Origin of the sequence: Streptococcus suis (genome assembly GCF_046032115.1) — a bacterium.
Lineage (GTDB): Bacteria > Bacillota > Bacilli > Lactobacillales > Streptococcaceae > Streptococcus > Streptococcus suis_AJ.
In genome coordinates, this window is record NZ_JARQOZ010000001.1 from 114,335 (window position 1) to 132,072 (window position 17,738).

The 17,738-nt window shown below is 42.1% G+C and carries 20 protein-coding genes, 1 tRNA gene and 1 other RNA gene; 3 read left to right on the plus strand and 19 right to left on the minus strand.

Annotated features, from left to right (window positions below; all coding sequences use genetic code 11):
* Positions 1–224 precede the first annotated feature (224 nt).
* The 8 genes from P7J36_RS00675 to P7J36_RS00710 form a co-directional block, all read right to left on the minus strand.
* The gene (locus P7J36_RS00675) at positions 225–548 is read right to left on the minus strand and encodes a hypothetical protein (RefSeq protein ID WP_398581579.1); all 324 of its coding nucleotides are present in this window, start codon (positions 546–548) and stop codon (positions 225–227) included.
* 242 nt (positions 549–790) lie between these two features.
* Positions 791–1,507 (minus strand): DUF554 domain-containing protein, encoded by a 717-nt coding sequence (locus P7J36_RS00680; protein ID WP_408550838.1) that lies wholly within the window; start codon positions 1,505–1,507, stop codon positions 791–793.
* A 3-nt stretch (positions 1,508–1,510) separates the two neighbouring features.
* Positions 1,511–2,257 carry a 16S rRNA (uracil(1498)-N(3))-methyltransferase gene (locus tag P7J36_RS00685; RefSeq protein WP_408550837.1) on the minus strand — a complete coding sequence of 249 codons (747 nt, stop codon included), beginning with the start codon at positions 2,255–2,257 and terminating at the stop codon, positions 1,511–1,513.
* Position 2,258: 1 nt separating this feature from the next.
* Positions 2,259–3,212 carry a 50S ribosomal protein L11 methyltransferase gene (gene prmA, locus P7J36_RS00690; protein WP_408550836.1) on the minus strand — a complete coding sequence of 318 codons (954 nt, stop codon included), beginning with the start codon at positions 3,210–3,212 and terminating at the stop codon, positions 2,259–2,261.
* A gap of 32 nt (positions 3,213–3,244) precedes the next feature.
* Positions 3,245–4,333 (minus strand): HNH endonuclease, encoded by a 1,089-nt coding sequence (locus tag P7J36_RS00695; protein ID WP_408550835.1) that lies wholly within the window; start codon positions 4,331–4,333, stop codon positions 3,245–3,247.
* Positions 4,317–5,819: an AAA family ATPase gene (locus P7J36_RS00700; protein WP_408550834.1), complete on the minus strand. Its 1,503-nt coding sequence runs from the start codon at positions 5,817–5,819 to the stop codon at positions 4,317–4,319. The genes P7J36_RS00695 and P7J36_RS00700 overlap by 17 nt, the downstream gene beginning before the upstream one ends.
* A 6-nt stretch (positions 5,820–5,825) precedes the next feature.
* Positions 5,826–6,296: a DUF3013 family protein gene (locus P7J36_RS00705; protein WP_408550833.1), complete on the minus strand. Its 471-nt coding sequence runs from the start codon at positions 6,294–6,296 to the stop codon at positions 5,826–5,828.
* Between the two features lies 1 nt (position 6,297).
* Positions 6,298–6,633: a MazG nucleotide pyrophosphohydrolase domain-containing protein gene (locus tag P7J36_RS00710; protein WP_408550832.1), complete on the minus strand. Its 336-nt coding sequence runs from the start codon at positions 6,631–6,633 to the stop codon at positions 6,298–6,300.
* A 69-nt stretch (positions 6,634–6,702) separates the two neighbouring features.
* Between P7J36_RS00710 and P7J36_RS00715 the strand changes: the two genes are divergently transcribed.
* The 3 genes from P7J36_RS00715 to P7J36_RS00725 all read left to right on the plus strand — a co-directional run bounded on the left by P7J36_RS00715 (position 6,703) and on the right by P7J36_RS00725 (position 8,331).
* Positions 6,703–7,986 (plus strand): replication-associated recombination protein A, encoded by a 1,284-nt coding sequence (locus tag P7J36_RS00715; RefSeq protein ID WP_408550831.1) that lies wholly within the window; start codon positions 6,703–6,705, stop codon positions 7,984–7,986.
* Between the two features lie 71 nt (positions 7,987–8,057).
* Positions 8,058–8,251: non-coding RNA, 6S RNA (ssrS, locus tag P7J36_RS00720), on the plus strand.
* Between the two features lie 7 nt (positions 8,252–8,258).
* Positions 8,259–8,331, plus strand: a tRNA-Lys gene (locus P7J36_RS00725).
* A 327-nt stretch (positions 8,332–8,658) separates the two neighbouring features.
* Here the strand turns inward: P7J36_RS00725 and P7J36_RS00730 are convergent.
* The 11 genes from P7J36_RS00730 to P7J36_RS00780 form a co-directional block, all read right to left on the minus strand.
* Complete coding sequence (locus P7J36_RS00730) at positions 8,659–9,582, minus strand: hypothetical protein (protein WP_408550830.1); 924 nt, start codon at positions 9,580–9,582, stop codon at positions 8,659–8,661.
* A 149-nt stretch (positions 9,583–9,731) separates the two neighbouring features.
* A complete protein-coding gene (locus P7J36_RS00735) occupies positions 9,732–10,964 on the minus strand; it encodes a hypothetical protein (RefSeq protein ID WP_408550829.1) in 1,233 nt (410 codons plus the stop codon).
* A gap of 2 nt (positions 10,965–10,966) precedes the next feature.
* Complete coding sequence (locus tag P7J36_RS00740) at positions 10,967–11,869, minus strand: ABC transporter ATP-binding protein (protein WP_408550828.1); 903 nt, start codon at positions 11,867–11,869, stop codon at positions 10,967–10,969.
* A gap of 169 nt (positions 11,870–12,038) precedes the next feature.
* On the minus strand, positions 12,039–12,611 hold the full coding sequence (gene nrdG, locus P7J36_RS00745) for an anaerobic ribonucleoside-triphosphate reductase activating protein (RefSeq protein ID WP_408550827.1): 573 nt from the start codon (positions 12,609–12,611) through the stop codon (positions 12,039–12,041).
* 15 nt (positions 12,612–12,626) lie between these two features.
* Complete coding sequence (locus P7J36_RS00750) at positions 12,627–13,118, minus strand: GNAT family N-acetyltransferase (protein ID WP_398581589.1); 492 nt, start codon at positions 13,116–13,118, stop codon at positions 12,627–12,629.
* Positions 13,119–13,139: 21 nt separating this feature from the next.
* On the minus strand, positions 13,140–13,274 hold the full coding sequence (locus P7J36_RS00755) for a hypothetical protein (RefSeq protein ID WP_014638808.1): 135 nt from the start codon (positions 13,272–13,274) through the stop codon (positions 13,140–13,142).
* Between the two features lie 264 nt (positions 13,275–13,538).
* A complete protein-coding gene (nrdD, locus tag P7J36_RS00760) occupies positions 13,539–15,710 on the minus strand; it encodes an anaerobic ribonucleoside-triphosphate reductase (protein WP_408550826.1) in 2,172 nt (723 codons plus the stop codon).
* Between the two features lie 141 nt (positions 15,711–15,851).
* The gene (locus P7J36_RS00765; RefSeq protein WP_408550825.1) at positions 15,852–16,025 is read right to left on the minus strand and encodes a hypothetical protein; all 174 of its coding nucleotides are present in this window, start codon (positions 16,023–16,025) and stop codon (positions 15,852–15,854) included.
* A gap of 33 nt (positions 16,026–16,058) precedes the next feature.
* Positions 16,059–16,499: a DUF3021 domain-containing protein gene (locus tag P7J36_RS00770; RefSeq protein WP_408550824.1), complete on the minus strand. Its 441-nt coding sequence runs from the start codon at positions 16,497–16,499 to the stop codon at positions 16,059–16,061.
* A complete protein-coding gene (locus P7J36_RS00775; protein ID WP_408550823.1) occupies positions 16,496–16,939 on the minus strand; it encodes a LytTR family DNA-binding domain-containing protein in 444 nt (147 codons plus the stop codon). Before P7J36_RS00775 ends, P7J36_RS00770 begins: the two co-directional genes overlap by 4 nt.
* A gap of 117 nt (positions 16,940–17,056) precedes the next feature.
* Positions 17,057–17,722 carry a DUF998 domain-containing protein gene (locus tag P7J36_RS00780; protein WP_408550822.1) on the minus strand — a complete coding sequence of 222 codons (666 nt, stop codon included), beginning with the start codon at positions 17,720–17,722 and terminating at the stop codon, positions 17,057–17,059.
* Positions 17,723–17,738 lie beyond the last annotated feature (16 nt).

Consider the following 17,738-nt stretch of genomic DNA (forward strand, 5'->3'; position numbering starts at 1 on the left):
ACTCCCAATAAATCGGTACATAGCGGGTTTCTTTGGGACTTTTTACTGTATAGGTTCCCAAATCTACCCAGTTTGATTAATTCGCTAACCGCTGTTCTACTCTAAACTCCTGACAAAGTATCGTTTTTTCTAGGCGAATGTTTCCATACTTCCTTGCAAAAACAGGGTAAGAAACGCTTTCTGAAGCAAAAACGAGATTCCCCAAAGCCGTTTTTCTAGGACGACTAAACTCCATAATTCTCTCCACCGTAAATCGAAGAAATCAGATTTTCACTCATAATGGTTTCATGATAGGTTGCTTCGAGATAAGTACGACTATCAGACGCTTGAAAACCTCGACTAGACGTACTCGATAATTGACGAATAAAAGCCTTTCTCACTTCATGATTTTCAAACTCATAGGTCTGCTCTGTTGCTTGATTATACAAAACCAATTCCGAGATAATCTGATAGCTAGTCCCTGAAACTCTACCAAATTGATTAAGAGCAACAAAGACTATCAAGAAAAATCCAAGAGCAGCAAAAATAGGGGTACTCAATCTTTTCATGGGCAATCTCCATCACATATCTCCTCAATCTTCGCTAATTGCAACGACCATTGAGCTATGAACGAATCCATCATGATCCTGTTTGTTCGAATCGTTCGGATCGATACATTCACTATTTGCTAACGTGTTTTCGGGACAAACTTCTTTCTTAAAACGACAGATCATTCATCTTTATCACAATTTATAGTATATCAACATATTTTTTAAAAAACAACTAATCAAGTATGTAAATGTAAACCAAATCATGTAAAATATGACCAAATAACTGCAATCACGATGGCTGGCAGCATGTTGGCCACGCGAATCTTTTTGTCCCAAACGATATTGAAACCGACACAGAAGATGAGAGCGGAGCCGATAAAGGAGAGATTGGCAAGGGCTTGAGCCGTCATCAGAGGCTCAATCATGCGCGCCAAAAGAGTCACAGAGCCTTGAAAAATCAAGACCGGTACTGCGGAAAATCCTGCCCCCTTGCCCAAGCTGGCCGTCATGATAAAGATGATGATAAAATCCAGAATGCTCTTAATGGCGAGGAGGGTATAATCTCCCGTCAAGCCGTCTTGGATTGAGCCAATAATGGCCATGGCACCGATACAGACCGTCAGGGATGCGGTTAGAAATGCATCTAAAAACTGAGAGTCCTGACCATTGCCAGACTTTTCACGCAGCCAGATACCCAAGCGCTCAAACCAACCTTCGATATGAAGTACTTCTCCTAAGAAAGTACCGAAAGCCAAACTGAGTACAAAGAGCAGGGTGTTCTGGGTGACCAGTTGACCATTTTCCACTCTTAAAAGACCTGTCAGCGTTTCAGAAATCCCTAAAAAGAGAATGGCAACACCGCTAGCCAGGGTTAAGCCAGACTGATGCCGTTCTTTCAGTAAATGTCCAAACCAAGCCCCTAGCAAACCTGCTAGGGCAATGGCCACAGTATTGATAATCGTACCTAAGGCAAACATGGACTACCTCAACAATTCCGTCGCGTAACTAATGGCAGAAAGGGCGTAGAGTGGAGCCGTCTCCGCTCGTAAGATACGAGGACCAAGACCTGTCTTGACCGCTCCTGCTCCTTCAAAAGTGGCTACTTCCTCAGGCGACACGCCCCCTTCTGGACCGACGAGGACCAAGACCGATTGCTCGGCTTCTAAACCAGACAAGATTTTTACTAGATTAGCTTGTTCGCCTTCTTTGGCAGCCTCTTCATAGGCTAAGATAATCTGGTCAAATCCTGCCAACTGATCTAGAAAATCCGATTTTTTCTCAAACAAGCGAACAGCTGGAATGCGATTGCGTTTGCTTTGCTCGGCTGCGCCTTGGGCAATTTTTTCCAACTTTTCTGCTTTTTTGGCTAACTTTTTACCGTCCCATTTGACCACAGACCAATCCGCCGGAAAGGCCCAGAGGGCTGCCATGCCCAATTCTGTTGCCTTTTGAGCGACAAATTCGAGCTTATCTCCCTTGGGGAAGCCCATGGCAATGGTCACGGAAACGGGTAATTCGACATTGTCTGCCAGTTCTTCGATGACTTCAACAGATTGGCTCTGGCTGTCTACTACTCGTGCCATGCGTTTGATACCGTCATCAAAGACTAGGATAATCTGGTCATCTGCCTGCAACCGCATGACAGAAAACATATGCTTGGCAGTGTCCTTATCCTTAATCTGGAAAATGCCCTGCGGTGCTCTGCCATTGACAAAATACTGCTGCATCCTAGCCTCCAATCACACCTGAGCGGTCAGCGGTTTTCTTGAAGATACAGCAATTCCACTCGCCCTGAATCATGTGGGTCTCAAGGAAGAAGCCAGCCACCTCCGCAGATGCTCGCACCATGTCCCACTTGTCCGCGATGATACCGCTCATAATCAGGTAGCCCTCGTCCTTGACCAGACGGTAGGCATCGTCCGTCAGATGGATGAGAATATCCGCCAAGATGTTGGCAACGATAACTTCTGCTTCAATGTCAACACCACGAAGGAGATCACCTGCCGCGACATGAATATTGCTAGTATGGGCATTGAGGTCAATGTTTTCCTGGGCCACACGCACCGCCACTTCATCCAAGTCATAGGCGTAAATCTTCTTGGCACCCAAGAGAGAGCTGGCAATGGAGAGGACGCCTGAGCCTGTACCAACATCGATAACCGTTTCGCCACCACGCAGGACCTGCTCCAAGGCAAAGAGGCTCATCTTGGTCGTCGGGTGGGTTCCCGTACCGAAAGCCATGCCTGGATCCAGGCGGATAATCTTCTCACCAGCAGTCGCCTCGTAGTCGGTCCAAGACGGTACAATGGTCAAATCGTGGGTAATGCGGGCTGGCTCATAGTATTTCTTCCAGTTGTCCGCCCAGTCTTCCTCTGCCAACTCCTGACTTTCTAGGCTGACCTGACCCGTTTCCAAGCCAAAGCCTGTCAAATCCGCCAATTGAGTCGCCAAGTCTGCCTTAACTTCCTCAATATCCACAGTGTCAGGATAGTAGGCTGTAATGGCAATCATATCCGACTGCTCCACCTCGGGATAGAGTTCACCAAAACGGTCCTCCTGTCCCACATAGTCAGCCGAGTCGCTAATGGCTACCCCCTGACTGCCCGTTTCAATCATCAGATTTGAAACTGCTTCTTCTGCATCACGATGCACGTGAATCGTTAATTCTTGCCATGAGTTCATGTTTCTTGTTCCTTTTCTACTATACGAAATTTTCAGTCCATTGCCTCCATAATTTTCAAAATATAAGTTTCTTTAGACTGCTTAAAATAACCAGGGAGCATCTTCATACGGTATTTTCTATACATTGCATTTCCATCCTGTTCTAATCTTCGAATGAATGTGTTTAATTGGTTTGTCATAACCGCCTCAATAGCATTCCTAGTTTTTCCCACTTGTTTTTCTTTCACTTCAAACTTTACTTCTCTAATTACTGAATCAATATCATTGGATAAATAATATTTAAAAGACTCTTGATTAAATCTCTTTCTTAATTTAAATAAATCAATTAGATTGCTCGTTCTATCCTTATCCTCTGGACTCAATTTTTCCTCAGGGATTACATCACAAAAAAAGCTCAATGAAGAAACATTAATCCCAGTTTCTGTCAATTCTTTGGAGAATAGACTAGTAGTCGAGACATTGTGCTCAACAAAAATAAAATCAATATATTCTTCAACAGGATTACACATATTGGGAAGTAGAACCGGTAACTTTGGAATATTGTTAGACTTATATTCTGCACTATTACATCTCTTACAAATTGGAGTAAAATTCTCTGACGAAATTGTTAGCGTAGGGAAAATTGAACGTGGTAAAAAGTGATCTTTTTCAAAGCTCTCATCAAGTTGAGACTGACAAATCGGACATAAAAAATTATATTTATTCCTGTTCATCTCACTTAATATACTTTTTAAGTCAATAATTTCTTTCAACCATTTGGTTTCTTGACTGTCGTAAAGATTATATATCGATTCGTAAAAGGTATTCAAACTGCTTGTTTTTTTCTCATCTTTATTTTTTTTATCATACAATTTCCTCAAAGAAACTGACAAATCTAGCAATCGATTATCAAAAGATTGTTCATACAAGAAAGATTTATAATTCAAATTTAGTTGTTCACAATGGACTAAAAATAAAAGAAATACTACACCTTGAGTTGAAATACTTTTTAATTCATTTAATAAATTTTTGACAATATCACTTTTGGTAACTATATTTTTTAGATATGTTGTTTCTTCTAAAGCCTCTTCTCCAAGTCCAACATAAAGAAGTTCTTTTATAAATTTATCTTCCTTGTTCATCCAAATATTCTTCCTCAAGAGCTGCAATTCGTTGTTCGATGCATCGTATGTTTTCTTCAGAAGACAGCTCTAATATAAGGTCCATTTTTCTTTGCGACCCAGCCAAATCTGGCAACATTTCTATTGATTTAATAATATCCGTCCTCGCTACTTCTCTGATTTTATAAATAAACTCCTCAGCAACCTTATTATCATCTAAATTAAGCCCAAAGATGTCAGTGAGTAGAGTATCAAATCTTGCACCTAGCGTCTGCTTCTCTTCATTTTTAAAGTAAATATTACCAGATCCATCTCTCCTTACTTTTACTATATCTTCCTTTTTCACGCTTCCCACAACAAAAGGAGATTGCGAAGCAATTATAAAGTGACAACTCTTGTTTTTAAAAAGATTTTTTAATAAACTTACAAATTCAAAAACCCACTTAGGATTCAAAAATGTTTCTGGTTCATCTATTAAAACCAATGAATTATCGGTGATATTGACCGCTAATTCTAACAATCTTGTAAAGAAGGCAAACTCTCCTGAACTAAATTGTGTTATCAATTTACTATCGTTACCGTTAAAAAATGCCAAATCATCAACAAATTCTATTTTCAACTCCTTAGCTATAGCATAGTCGATTCTTAACAATTCCTCAGCAGTTTCAAAATCCACTTCAAAGTACTGTTTATAAATATCAATTAATTCGCTGATATTATATATATTTTGATTTTTCATGGAGTATTGGTACTTTTGTCGATGGTAAATTAGCATAGACTTAACTGTCAACAGTGATAAGTAGCAATATTTTCTGTCAATAGAGTCTAAATGATCAAACTTATTCTTATATTTTTGAAACTGACTATATACAGACAATTTGTTAAAATTAGTCAATTTTTTCTCAAAAATTTCAATATTCTCTAGTGGTAATATTTTCTTTCGTTTTTGAATGTTGGTCCGTAACACAGAAGGTCTATCTAATTTAAAATCCGAGCTCGTTACTCTTTTTATTAAAATATCATACTTAAGGCTAGTAATCCCTCTAACACTTATTCTTGGTTCTGATTCTAAACCAAGTATCTTTCCAACATGTTTCAAAACCTCTAGAATTTTTTGTTCTTCACCGTTATTTAATTTTTGTTCAAAATAGATCTGTGATACCTGTTTTACAATGCTTTTGGAGTTAAAATTCGTCCTATAATAATCATATTTTTCACTAAAAACTGATAATTCCCGATTAAATAAAGTATAGGTTGAAAAAATTATTTTCTTAATTTTACCAGAGTAATTAACATTTTGAATACATTCCTCAGATCGAAACAATGAGCCTTCTGCAAGAATGTTTTTTATTATTCCCTCAAATATTCTAGTTTTACCAACACCGTTTTCACCAATAAAAACAGTGTAATAATTTGAATCATCTACAGTATTTATTGACCTAATTTCTACTTCTTTATAACTTTCTTTTTTTCTTAAATCTTTAAATGTAAATGTTTCTAATTTCATATCTTCCTAATACCTCGGATATGGGTAGAACTCCCCTTCCACCAAGTCTGCTCTGCCTTTTTCAAAAGCCTCTCCGTCCCAAGCAATGGCAAATTCTTGGGCTTCTGGGTCCGCCAAAAAGTCCATGAGGTCATCTAAACCTTGGTCGGCGGTGTCCTTGAGAAAGCCTGCGAAATAGGTCAGAAACTCTGCTGAAAAGCCCTTCTTGGCGTCAAACGGCAGAGCGACCAGGTAGTCTTCCTCGTCAAAGCGAGACTTGTCCTGGTTGTAGAAAAGAACATACTCCTCCAGGAAAATATCCTCCGCAGAGGCATTACCTTCGTCGTCCACCGTTTCAATCCCAGCCACGTTCCGTGCTTCCAATATGAAAGCCAGCTCAACTGCGTGGTTTTTCTTGTCCCAATTAAGCTCGTAATCGTAAGTAAAATGTTTGTCCAGTGCCGCTTCCAGCACATCTAAAAAGCCATGTTTTGCCATTCTATTTCCTCTTTTCTATAAATTCCAATAAATTTATTTCTCGACCATATTTGACGGAAGCCCGCTTGTCTTTCTCCAAAATGGACTTGGTTAAATCTAGTTGATTCATCGCTGCCAAGGCTACAGCATAGTGAATAACATCAGCTAATTCTTCTGCTAGACGAGCAGAGCTATCGTCTTCGCCATCCATCATCTTGCGGCCTGCACGTTGATTCAGTAGCTCTGCCACTTCACCAATTTCTTCCACTAATTTCATAAAGAGACTTTGCTCTGGAACTGTCGTCCCATAGTGGTCACGCAAGTATTCTTCCAAAACCCCCACCGTCAACTCCGCCATCTTCGTTTCTCTCCAAATCCTAAAATTGTAGTATAATGATTATACCATAAATGCACTGAAAGGAAGCCTATGCCAGCCAATCTCGCCCTTCGTATGCGGCCAAAATCCATTGATGACGTCATCGGTCAGGAACACCTGGTCGGTCCTGGAAAGATTATCCGCCGCATGATTGATGCCAATATGCTGTCGTCCATGATTCTCTACGGTCCGCCAGGGATTGGCAAAACCTCGATTGCGTCCGCCATTGCTGGCACAACCAAGTATGCCTTTCGGACCTTTAATGCCACGACCGACAACCAAAAACGCCTGCAGGAAATCGCTGAAGAGGCCAAGTTTTCTGGTGGCCTGGTCCTCATGCTCGATGAGATTCACCGCCTCAACAAGACCAAACAGGACTTTCTGCTTCCTCTCTTGGAAAATGGCAATATCATCATGATTGGGGCAACAACGGAAAATCCCTTCTTCTCAATTCTGCCTGCCATTCGTAGTCGGGTGCAGATTTTTGAATTGCAGCCTTTGCAAACCAGCCACATCCGACAGGCCTTAGAACTGGCTCTGACAGACAGCGAACGTGGTTTTGATTTTCCCATTACCATTGAGCCTGAGGCTCTGGACTTCCTAGCTAATGCTACCAACGGTGACCTTCGTGCCGCCTATAATTCACTAGAACTAGCTGTGCTTTCGACCAAGGAAAGCAACGACGGTAGCCGCCACATTGATCTGGACGCTGTGGAAAATAGCCTGCAAAAGTCCTACATCAGCATGGACAAGAACGGCGATGCCCACTACGATATCCTCTCCGCCCTGCAAAAATCCATTCGGGGCAGCGATGTCAATGCCAGCCTCCACTACGCCGCTCGTTTGATTGAGGCGGAAGACCTGCCTAGCCTGGCTCGTCGCTTGACGGTCATCGCCTACGAAGACATCGGCTTGGCCAATCCAGAGGCACAGATTCATACGGTGACTGCACTTGAAGCTGCCCAGAAAATCGGCTTTCCAGAAGCACGGATTTTGATTGCCAATGTGGTGGTCGATTTGGCCCTTTCACCCAAGTCCAATTCTGCCTATCTGGCTATGGATGCAGCTCTGGCTGATTTACGGAAAAACGGTCATCTGCCTATTCCAAATCACCTGCGAGACGGTCATTATGCTGGTAGTAAGGAGCTGGGAAATGCTATTGGCTACCAGTATCCGCATGCCTATCCTGAAAAATGGGTGGACCAGCAATACCTGCCCGATAAGTTACTGAATGCGGACTACTTCACCGCCAACGACACCGGCAAATACGAGCGTGCCTTGGGCATGACCCAAGAAAAAATCAAGCAGCTAAAACAAAATAAGAAAAAAAGTTGATAACGTTTTCATTTTTTACCGATTTTCTCTTGATTTTTTTAAAAAATGTGGTAATATTAAATCATAAATAAGAACTGCTGTGGTATACGAATTCATACCTATGTGTTGACCGACTATTTTTGTATTACTAGGGAGACAAAGATCTTTTGGCAGTATGCAGGCTGGTACACCCAGAAGCAACTAAGTCAAAAACACGTCACCCACCTGCTTCTAGCGTGCGGGATCAATACAATTCATGAATAACCGGTACCAATACAGCATTTTTATTTTGCCCTTCCTTAGCTCAGCTGGCAGAGCAGCGGACTCTTAATCCGTGGGTCGTAGGTTCGATCCCTACAGGGAGGATTGGTTGATATGAGGAAAGTCTTGATTTATCAAGGCTTTTTCTCGTTTTTTGAGTGAATTTGTTCTACATTTGTTCTTCACTTGGTTAAAAAATACCAGCTATCCATGCAAAGAGGACAACTGGTTATTATTGTTTGCTTTTAACTCCAACTATCTGGGAGATCGCTGGAGGTTAGAAACAGTGCAGTCAAAGTACTCCCGCTAGAATAGCCTAGACGCTATATCGTCATTTAGTTTTTCTTTTATTACTTCGTTAACTCGCCTTGCCTAACTCCAGTTATGCCTGCGGCTCGTTGCCTAGTACTAAAAGTAAACTAAAAGACTATACTAGTTTGGAAAGAGGAATGACCTAACCGACAAATATTCTCTCCCTATAAGCAAAACAAGAGTCGTTATCAAAAGAATTACAAGGCTTAGCCATATATTTGTATCCGACTGTAAAATCGGCAAGGGAAACATGTGGAACAAGGGTGACCAAAAGTGTTTATTCCATATGGACAGTAGTGAAATAGCATAAATTAGAATGGTAGTCACCGTACTATCTTTCATCCACCCGATTAAATAATCTTGTAAAATATAAATCAATAAACAAGATAGAAATGGAAATAAGAGATAGGTGATAGAAAGTTCAGCCATGGACAATAATACTTGTCCTTCGGTCCTCATTTGATAGACGGGATAGGTAAACAGATTGGTCTTAGCTATGAAAATGGAGTACAGCCCAGCATACAAAAAAATTAAGGATGTCGGAAATAGATAAAACAATACGATTGTGTAGGGGAGTTCTATAAGAACTTCTCTTTTTCTCGTGACAGGAAGAATTTCCAACAAAGTATAATGAGCATATTTTCTCTGAAAATAGGAGCCAGTCAATAAAGTAAAAATCAGCAGACTGCCCCCATAACCCAAAAAGATCAAGAGTTTTTCAAAGAAGGAACCATAGAGCTTATAAATTGTATAATCTTGATGACGCTTAACAAGAAATTGCACCACCATAAATTCTTGCTCTACATATTTCTTATCTGGCAAATATTCTTGATAATATTCTGGAAATAGTTGTTCATACTCCTCCAGTAATGTCAGGCGCTCTTCAAAGATTGGGACTAATTTTTCAACCGAATCATTTGAAACATATACCATATCTTCTTGGGCATAATTTTGAAAAATACGGTTGGTTTGTTCTCTTATTTCTTCCTTTCTTTCAGCAGTCAGCTCCGTGTCGCTTTTATAAATGGTCACTAAACTATCCATTACTTGGAATTGGCGATCAACTAAGTCTCGAGGACTTGGACTTGGGAAAAAAAGACTATAGCCTACAAATAGCAAAAATAAGAAGCCGATTGATAACATTGCCTTTAAAATAAAATTTTTTGAACACAAGAAATTCCAATCTATCTTTGTTATCCCCATATTCTCCCTCTTTCCTGTCGAAACCTTTCCCTTACAAGAACACTAAGATACATCATTGTAAATAGAACTAGCGTCCAAAGAGATAGAACAATCCATCCTTTTTCAACCGAAAAATCTCCTCTATAGAAAAAATAATCTTTCACACCATGTAAGACTGGACCAAAACTAATGTAATAACTAGGGAGAAGATCTTGCCCCAAAAAGTTTATCTGCAAAAAACGCAAAAGTGGTTCTAAAAATAGGACAAGTCCACTTAGACAGATCGTCAGGGGCTTGTTGGAGAAAATCTTATTGCAAGAAGCCAAACATGTAATCAGAAAAAAATTGATTAAAAGGAAAAATAGAACTGCTTTTCCATAAAACTCCATTGAAGAAATCTGCGCTTCTTCTTGCCCCACGAAGGTCAAAATGCCTAGCGTCCAATCGCCAGCTCCAAACCTGCTACTGATAGCAAAAAGAATGATGGCTAGCAAGAAGATTTCAAAACCGCTGATCAGCAACCAGTAACTAATGATTTTATCCAATAAATACTTCAAGTGACTAATCGGTTTTACTTCCAAGAGGCTCTCATGTTGCTTATCATCTAAAAAAATGGGACTTGAAAACAAAAGTGTCAGCAGGAAAAATAGGGGCAGATACAAAACCTCAGGGCCTGCGTGACCCAACCAGCGATAAAATTGCCCTCTGGCAGTAATACCAACAAGTTCATTGATTGTAACCTCCTTGGTAGAAGCTAGCATTCCTTCGAACATGGCCACTCTTTGCCTAGCAAAATTGATGTTTAAAGTAGCTCGCTTAACATCATCAAAGGCCATATTTGTTCCATAATGAAGTGCAGGAAATTGACTTTCCGTTATATTGTAGCCTCTCACCTTCTGGAGGGAGAAATATAATTTCCAGCTATTGACTGCTTCTTGTAGATAACTGACATACTGTCCCTTTGCAAAATACTCTGCCTTTTGTACCACCATACTATCTAACTGGATTTCTCTTGCATGTTTTTCTTGCAAGGACGCATCAAAGGTCGTTTTCATAAACTCCATATCTTCTTGCGCATATTCACTCTGTCTAGCTACATCTTCAGCATACTGAATCGACTGATGTTCCAAAGAGCTAAAAAGGAACAAAATCAACATTGGCAAGCAGAGAAGCATTCCGATAGCCTGCATCTTCAATAAACGATTGTTGATGATGAGCAGGAATTGTGTTTTCAAAGTCCGCACCACTAGTCTCCCTCCTCCTCGGTCCCATATAATTCCTTATATATGAGATAACTACCTTTTCGACCGACCTTTATCTCTCTCACATCATCTAGGTTGCGACTTGCCCAATCCAAAAAATCAGAAAGACTTTCCCCCAGCTCATCCAGTTGAATAGTGGCTTGACATTCCTCATTATTCACACAAGTAAAGTGTGGCTTTAAGGCTAAAAATTCCTGCACTGCATTTTTAGATGAAAAGGAAAGCAATACGGTTTCCAAAGCCTGCTCCTGGGGGTGGTAGACAACTGAAAAATGACCATCCTTGATAAAGTAAATACTGTCAGCAATACTGTCTAAATTATCTAACAAGTGAGAAGCAATAAGCATGGTCTTTCCCTGGGCCCGCAAGTCTTTCAATAAACTTGAAATCATTTCTACATTGTCTGGGTCCAAACCATTCATGACTTCATCTAAGAGCATGTAGCTAGCCTGAGTCACTACTACCAAAGCAAAACACAAGCGCTGACGCATTCCCAATGAATAGGTCCCAACTTTTTTATGAATATAGGTCCCCATATTTAAGACCGTCACTATTTCTTGTGGATAAGTGACATCTACTCCCCACATAGCAGCGTAAAATTCCAAGTGCTGTAAGCCAGTTAGTTCGTCGTACAAATCTGCCTGGTCAGGCATTTTTACAATTTGTTGACGCATATATTGCTTGTCCTTTTGATAGCTCTTTCCATGATAGTTCACCTCTATCCCTGATCCAGTAATATGCCCAGAAATAATTCGAACCAAGGTTGACTTCCCTGTCCCGTTAGGTGCAACCAGACCGATGATTTTCGAGGACGGGACTTCCATATGGATATCTTTGAAAATGAGCTTTTTACCGTAAGAAAACTGGTCAATTTTCGCCACTAACATAGATTGCCTCACTTTCTCAATATAATTTATTTTGAATATTATTATAATCTTTTTTTTTTGCAGGAAGGCAAGTAAAAAGAGGCAACTGCCTCCCTAGAACTATGCTTTTATTTACCTTAATTTTGCTACTCACTCCAAGTATCTGGGAAATAAATGAAAGGAATACCCATCATTTCTCCAAGCTCTCCCAAATAACTACCTGTCCTTGTTTGAGGGACCTCTGCACATCAATGATGCGTTGGTTGGAAGAGCCTCTAAACTGCAACATGAGATTACGTTTGCTTTTGTCATAGCGACCGTCTACGAGAATGTCCAAATGGTTGAGCAGCTCCAGTTTGTCTGGCGTTTCCTGCATCAATTCTTCCCATGTGTAACCTGTCCAGGACCAAATGTCCTTGTCTGGCAATTCCTCCCGAACTCGCTTGACGAGTGGGAGGACCGTACCTGTATTAAGAAAGGGCTCGCCACCCAAGAGGGTCAGGCCCTGTACATAGGGCTGGGCCAAGTCTGCTAAGATGCGGTCTTCCAGCTCCTTGGTGTAGGGAATGCCGGCCTTGAAGGACCAGGTGGCCACGTTGTAGCAACCAGGACAGTGAAAGAGGCAGCCGCTGACATAGAGGGAGCACCGCACGCCTTCGCCGTCCACAAAATTAAAGGCCTTGTAGTCCATAATCCGTCCCTGACTGAGTTCCTCACTCTTCCACTCGCCTGGTTTGGGATTGTTCCAGGTCTGCTCCGTCATAGCTGCCTCCTTCTCTTAGCCAATCCAGTAACGTTCTACTCCTTCGCGGACGTCTTCTAGGCTACCGCCACAAGCCACAATCGTGCGGCGACTGGCTTGATTGTCTGTCGAGCAAGTCACAAGGACTTTAGAAATGTTTTTGGTTGCAGCTTCCTGCAAACCAAGTCGCAGTTGTTCCTTGGCATAGCCCTTGCCACGCTCGGACGGTCGAATGGAATAGCCAATATGACCGCCTTTATTGAGCAGGAAATCGTTGAGACGTAGGCGTAGACTGAGAAAACCAAGGGCTCGACCTGTTTGGTCAAACGACACATATTGAATGGAAGGGACAAAACCGTCTGGCAGGTTTAGGCCTGCTTCATAATCTTGGTTTCGCAAAATCCAGTCCGCAAAATCCACATCTTTGGAAATAAAGCCTCCGTCCATAGCTGAACCTGCTGCTTCAAACTCTGCCAGCATATCCAAAATCGTTTCCTTATCCGCCACAGTTGGTCTTCTTAGTTCCATACTCTCGTCTCTCAATCCATATTACTTTTTCTTATTCTTTGCTTGCTTGAGCAATTCCTGCACACGCGCCTTCTTGTCTTGTTTCACATTAGAATTCTTCTCATGATAACGTGCCACCAAGGCCTTGCCCTTGTCGTCTAATTGGTATTTTCCCATTATTTTCTCCTTTTTATGTAGTCGTTCAGTTTACTTTTAGTACTCGCTTCAAAGGTTTAGGGAACCTTTGAAGGCTGGAAATAGGGCGAACCGCGTTCGCCTCAAAAGCTGCAGACAGCCGGAAATGAGACTTGCGAAAGCGAGTTAACGACGTAATAAAAGATAAACTGGATGACGATGAAATAGCAGAGCTATTAAGTGTTTCCACTATTATAACAAACTTCCGTAGTTCCTCAAAACCACGGAAGCCCTCATGTCCATTCTTTATAAACTAGACCCATTCATGTGTTTGACACGCGCCGAAATTTCCTTGTGGCGACCATTGACCATAGGTCTGGCCTGCGGATTGCCTAAATAGCCACAGGTCCGCTTGACCACGTCAACTGTTTTGGGGTCGCTATTGCCACAGTTTGGGCACTTGAAACCACGCTCTGTCGGCTCGAAGTCCCCCTCAAAATCACAGGCATAGCAATGATCAATCGGAGTATTGGTCCCCAGATAGCCCACACGGTCATAGGCATAGTCCCAAACAGCCTCCAAGGCCTTTGGATTTTGTTGCAGTACAGGGTATTCACAGTAGTGGATAAAGCCACCGCTAGCACCTGCCTCCACATAGACCTTTTCAAAGTCCAGTTTTTCAAAGGGAGTCGGATTTTTCCGTACATCATAGTGGAAAGAGTTGGTGTAATACTGCTTGTCGGTGATGTTTTCAACCAGACCAAACTTCTCCGTATCCAACCGGCAGAAGCGGTCTGTCAGGCTTTCAGATGGTGTCGAATATACTGAGAAATGATAGCCGTATTGGTCCGACCAAGCCTCTGTCAATTCCTTCATCCGCTTAATAATGGCAATCGTAAAGTCCTTGGCTTCTGGATTATCCTCCCACTGGCCACCGTAGAAAACAGCTGCCACTTCATAGAGCCCGATATAGCCCAACGAAATGGTCGCTCTGCGATTTTTGAACACCTCATCCACCGCATCGGTCTTGACCAGTCGCTTGCCGAATGCCCCATACTGATACAAAATCGGAGCATTGGCAGGTGTCGCCTCCTTGACCCGCTCCACTCGATAGACCAAGGCATCCTTGGCAATGGACATCCGTTCTGCAAAAATTTCCCAGAACTTATTTATATCTCCTGCAGACTCCATGGCAATCCGTGGCAGATTGACGGTCACGACACCCAAGTTCATCCGACCAGACGTCACATCCTGCCCATTTTCATCCTTCCAACCTTGAAGGAAAGAACGGCAGCCCATTGGCACCTTGAAGGAACCTGTCAGCTCGACAATCTTGTCATAAGACAGCATATCTGGATACATCCGCTTGGTTGCACATTCAATCGCCAATTGCTTGATGTCGTAGTTGGGCGAATCAGGCTCCAAGTTCAAGCCCCGCTTGACTGTGAAAATCAACTTAGGAAAGATGGCTGTCCGACCTTCCCGTCCCAGACCCTTGATACGAATGTTGAGAATGGCCTTTTGAATTTCCCGTTCAAACCAGGAAGTTCCGAGGCCAAAACCGAGCGAGGTAAAGGGTGTTTGTCCATTGGAAGTAAAAAGGGTATTGATTTCATACTCCAAAGACTGCATGGCATCATAGATATCCTTTTGGGTCTTGGCACGGGCATAATCTTCCCGCTTGTCTGGCACAACCCAGTCCTCAGCCTCCTTCAAATGCTTCTGGTAATTGAGTTCCGCATAGGGAGCTAGCACCTCATCAATGCGGTCAGCCGAGCAACCCCCGTACTGACTTGAGGCCACATTAGCAATGATTTGCGAAATCTGTGCCGTAGCCGTCTGAATCGACTTGGGACTCTCCACATCCGCATTCCCAATCTTAAAGCCCTGAGCCAACATCCCCTTGAAGTCAATCAAGCAACAGTTGGTCATAGGAGTATAAGGACTGTAATCCAAGTCATGATAATGAATATCACCTTTTTGGTGGGCATTGGCTACATGGGCAGGCAAGAGTTTGAGGCCAATGGATTTTCCGACAATCCCCGCTGTCAAATCCCGCTGGGTATTGAAAACATCGGCGTCCTTGTTGGCATTTTCATTGACCAAGGCCTGATCCTTGCTCAGCAACTTGTGAATTTCAAAGTTAATATCGGTCGCCTGATGCCGACGGAAATCCCTCTGAGTCCGGTACTGGATATACCGCTCTGCTAACTCATACAAATGAGCCTTGAGCAACTCCTGCTCCACAATGGTCTGGATTTCATAAATCTGGATGTCGCCTGTAAAACGGCGTCCAATCTCTTGCAAGCTTGCCTCTAAAACCAGCTGCAAACCAGCCTCTGACACTGGGTGTTCTAACTCCTGATTGGCCCGCGAAAGAGCAGAAAAAATCTTTTGCTCATCAAAGGACACCGTCCGACCGTCCCGTTTCAAGACGTCTAAATTCAGTTTTTCTACATCATTTTCTCGCACCTTCATCTGACTGGCCTCCATTTTTTCACTGCTACTAGTGTAACATTTCACAAATCAAAAATCAATATCTTGTGTTAAAAAATATAAATTCTATCATTTTACACTAAATGTAGTTTTTCTTTCTGAAAAGCAAATGAAAACAAGAGCCTATTCTGACTCTTGCTTTCTGGTCCATAAGAAGTACAAATTGATAGCACAGGCCACTAAAATCACAGTAGGCCAAAGCAAATTTAAGAGGGGAACTTTTCCAATATTCACAGCAAGAATGAGGAGATTCCACACCACTCCCAAACTATAGACAATCGTCAGTATAATTTTCATAAAACACTCCAACTAAATGATAGTGCTATTATACTACAAACGACCGTTGATGTCCTTAATCTGCCGCTCCATTTTTCGATAGTTTAGGAAGAATAGCAGAGCGTAGACCAAGACAAAGATAAACCAGAAGAAGAGGAGAGCACCTAGTTTCACGGGAAACCAGCCAGCCAAAATGCTCAGCGGTGTGAAACCTAAAGCTGTGATGCAAAAATGTGTTGCAGTCATTCGTAAAAGGCTCCAATCCTGTTCAAAAATCTTGTCTGCCAGTTGAAACAAAAGACCAATTGCCGCCCAAATCAGCACACAAATCAACATAACGGTTACCTGATTAAAATTGCTTAGGTAGTAAGCCCCAATGGTTGAAAAAGGATTGAGCGGAAGATAAGCTCCCTGTCCAAAGACAGCCGATGTGATGATAGAAATCATTGTTCCAATTGTAACGCCTAAACTGGCTGATAAGATGTATTTTTTCATAGTCCTAACCTTTCTTTGATGGATTTTAAATAACGTCGAGACGAGTAGGTGACAGAGCCGTTTTTCATGACCAATTTGACCAAACCATTGGCTGTCAACTTGAGGTGGTCCAATTGCTTGATGTGAATGATTTCCGACTGGGAAATCTGCAAAAAGTTGACAGGCAACTCCTCCTTAACCTGATACAAGCGTAGGTTGGAAGTAAAGGAATCTCCCACTGTTTCCACTTGTAAAACCTTGTCTTCCAAGTAGAGCCTGACAATCTCATCATGCTCCAAAAGATATATCTGCTCCCCTTTTTTGACTGTCAGCCTAGATGTCTGCTTGTCTAGGTTTTGAACATAGGCCACCAACTGTGTAATCTGCTCAGACATAGCCTGTGCTTCAATAGTCACTAAGTCTTCCAAAATTTCTGGTGATATAGCTAGTTTTACTTTCATATTCTCTCCCTTCTGTCCCTATTAAACACCATTTCTTAACTGGTTTCAAGGGCTTTTGACTATGTGGTCATATTCCTAAGCTAAACGGCAAAAAAGCCAGAACAACTGTCCTGACTTTCATTGCTTCATATGTGTTAAACCAGTTACTATCTGCCAAGCAGTGATTGGGTAAACAGTCAGGCGCTCATAGATCGCCATTACAGTCACTTGATTTTCTGAAATCGCCATCTGTAAAAAGCCTGCTGCAATAAAACCACATACTCCAAGGAGGACGCTCAATGAACGATAGGTTATTTTAGACTCTGTCAGGAAAACACCTGTTAAGATCAAGGTAGCATTTCCCATCATAAATGACAGCCTAGCCCCAAGTCCATGAAGACCATCCTGACCAGGCACCCCACCTTGGAAGAAACCAACTAACAAGCTCCCCAGCCCAAATAGAGTGACAATGAATAATAAGAACATTGCCACAAGGGGATGTCTCTGCCTTATTTTTGGAAAAATAAGCAGAGCGTAGGAGAGAACAAAGCCAATCGCAGTCAGGATGAAGCCTAGATTCATGACAATGGCCCAATTCGAAAAATTCTCTGGCACACCTGCGACCTGCTGACCATTATAGACTCCAAGCGCCGAAATAAATTGCCGACTATAAACATAACCAAGTGGGTAACCAGTTCCAATCGCAGCAATCAATTCTGTCCCTAAGTAGATACTGGCATTGATCAGAAAACCAATCGCTCCCCATTTTTGTAGATGACTTTCTCTCACCATTTCCTTACTCAACTTTCTCTTTGTGTTT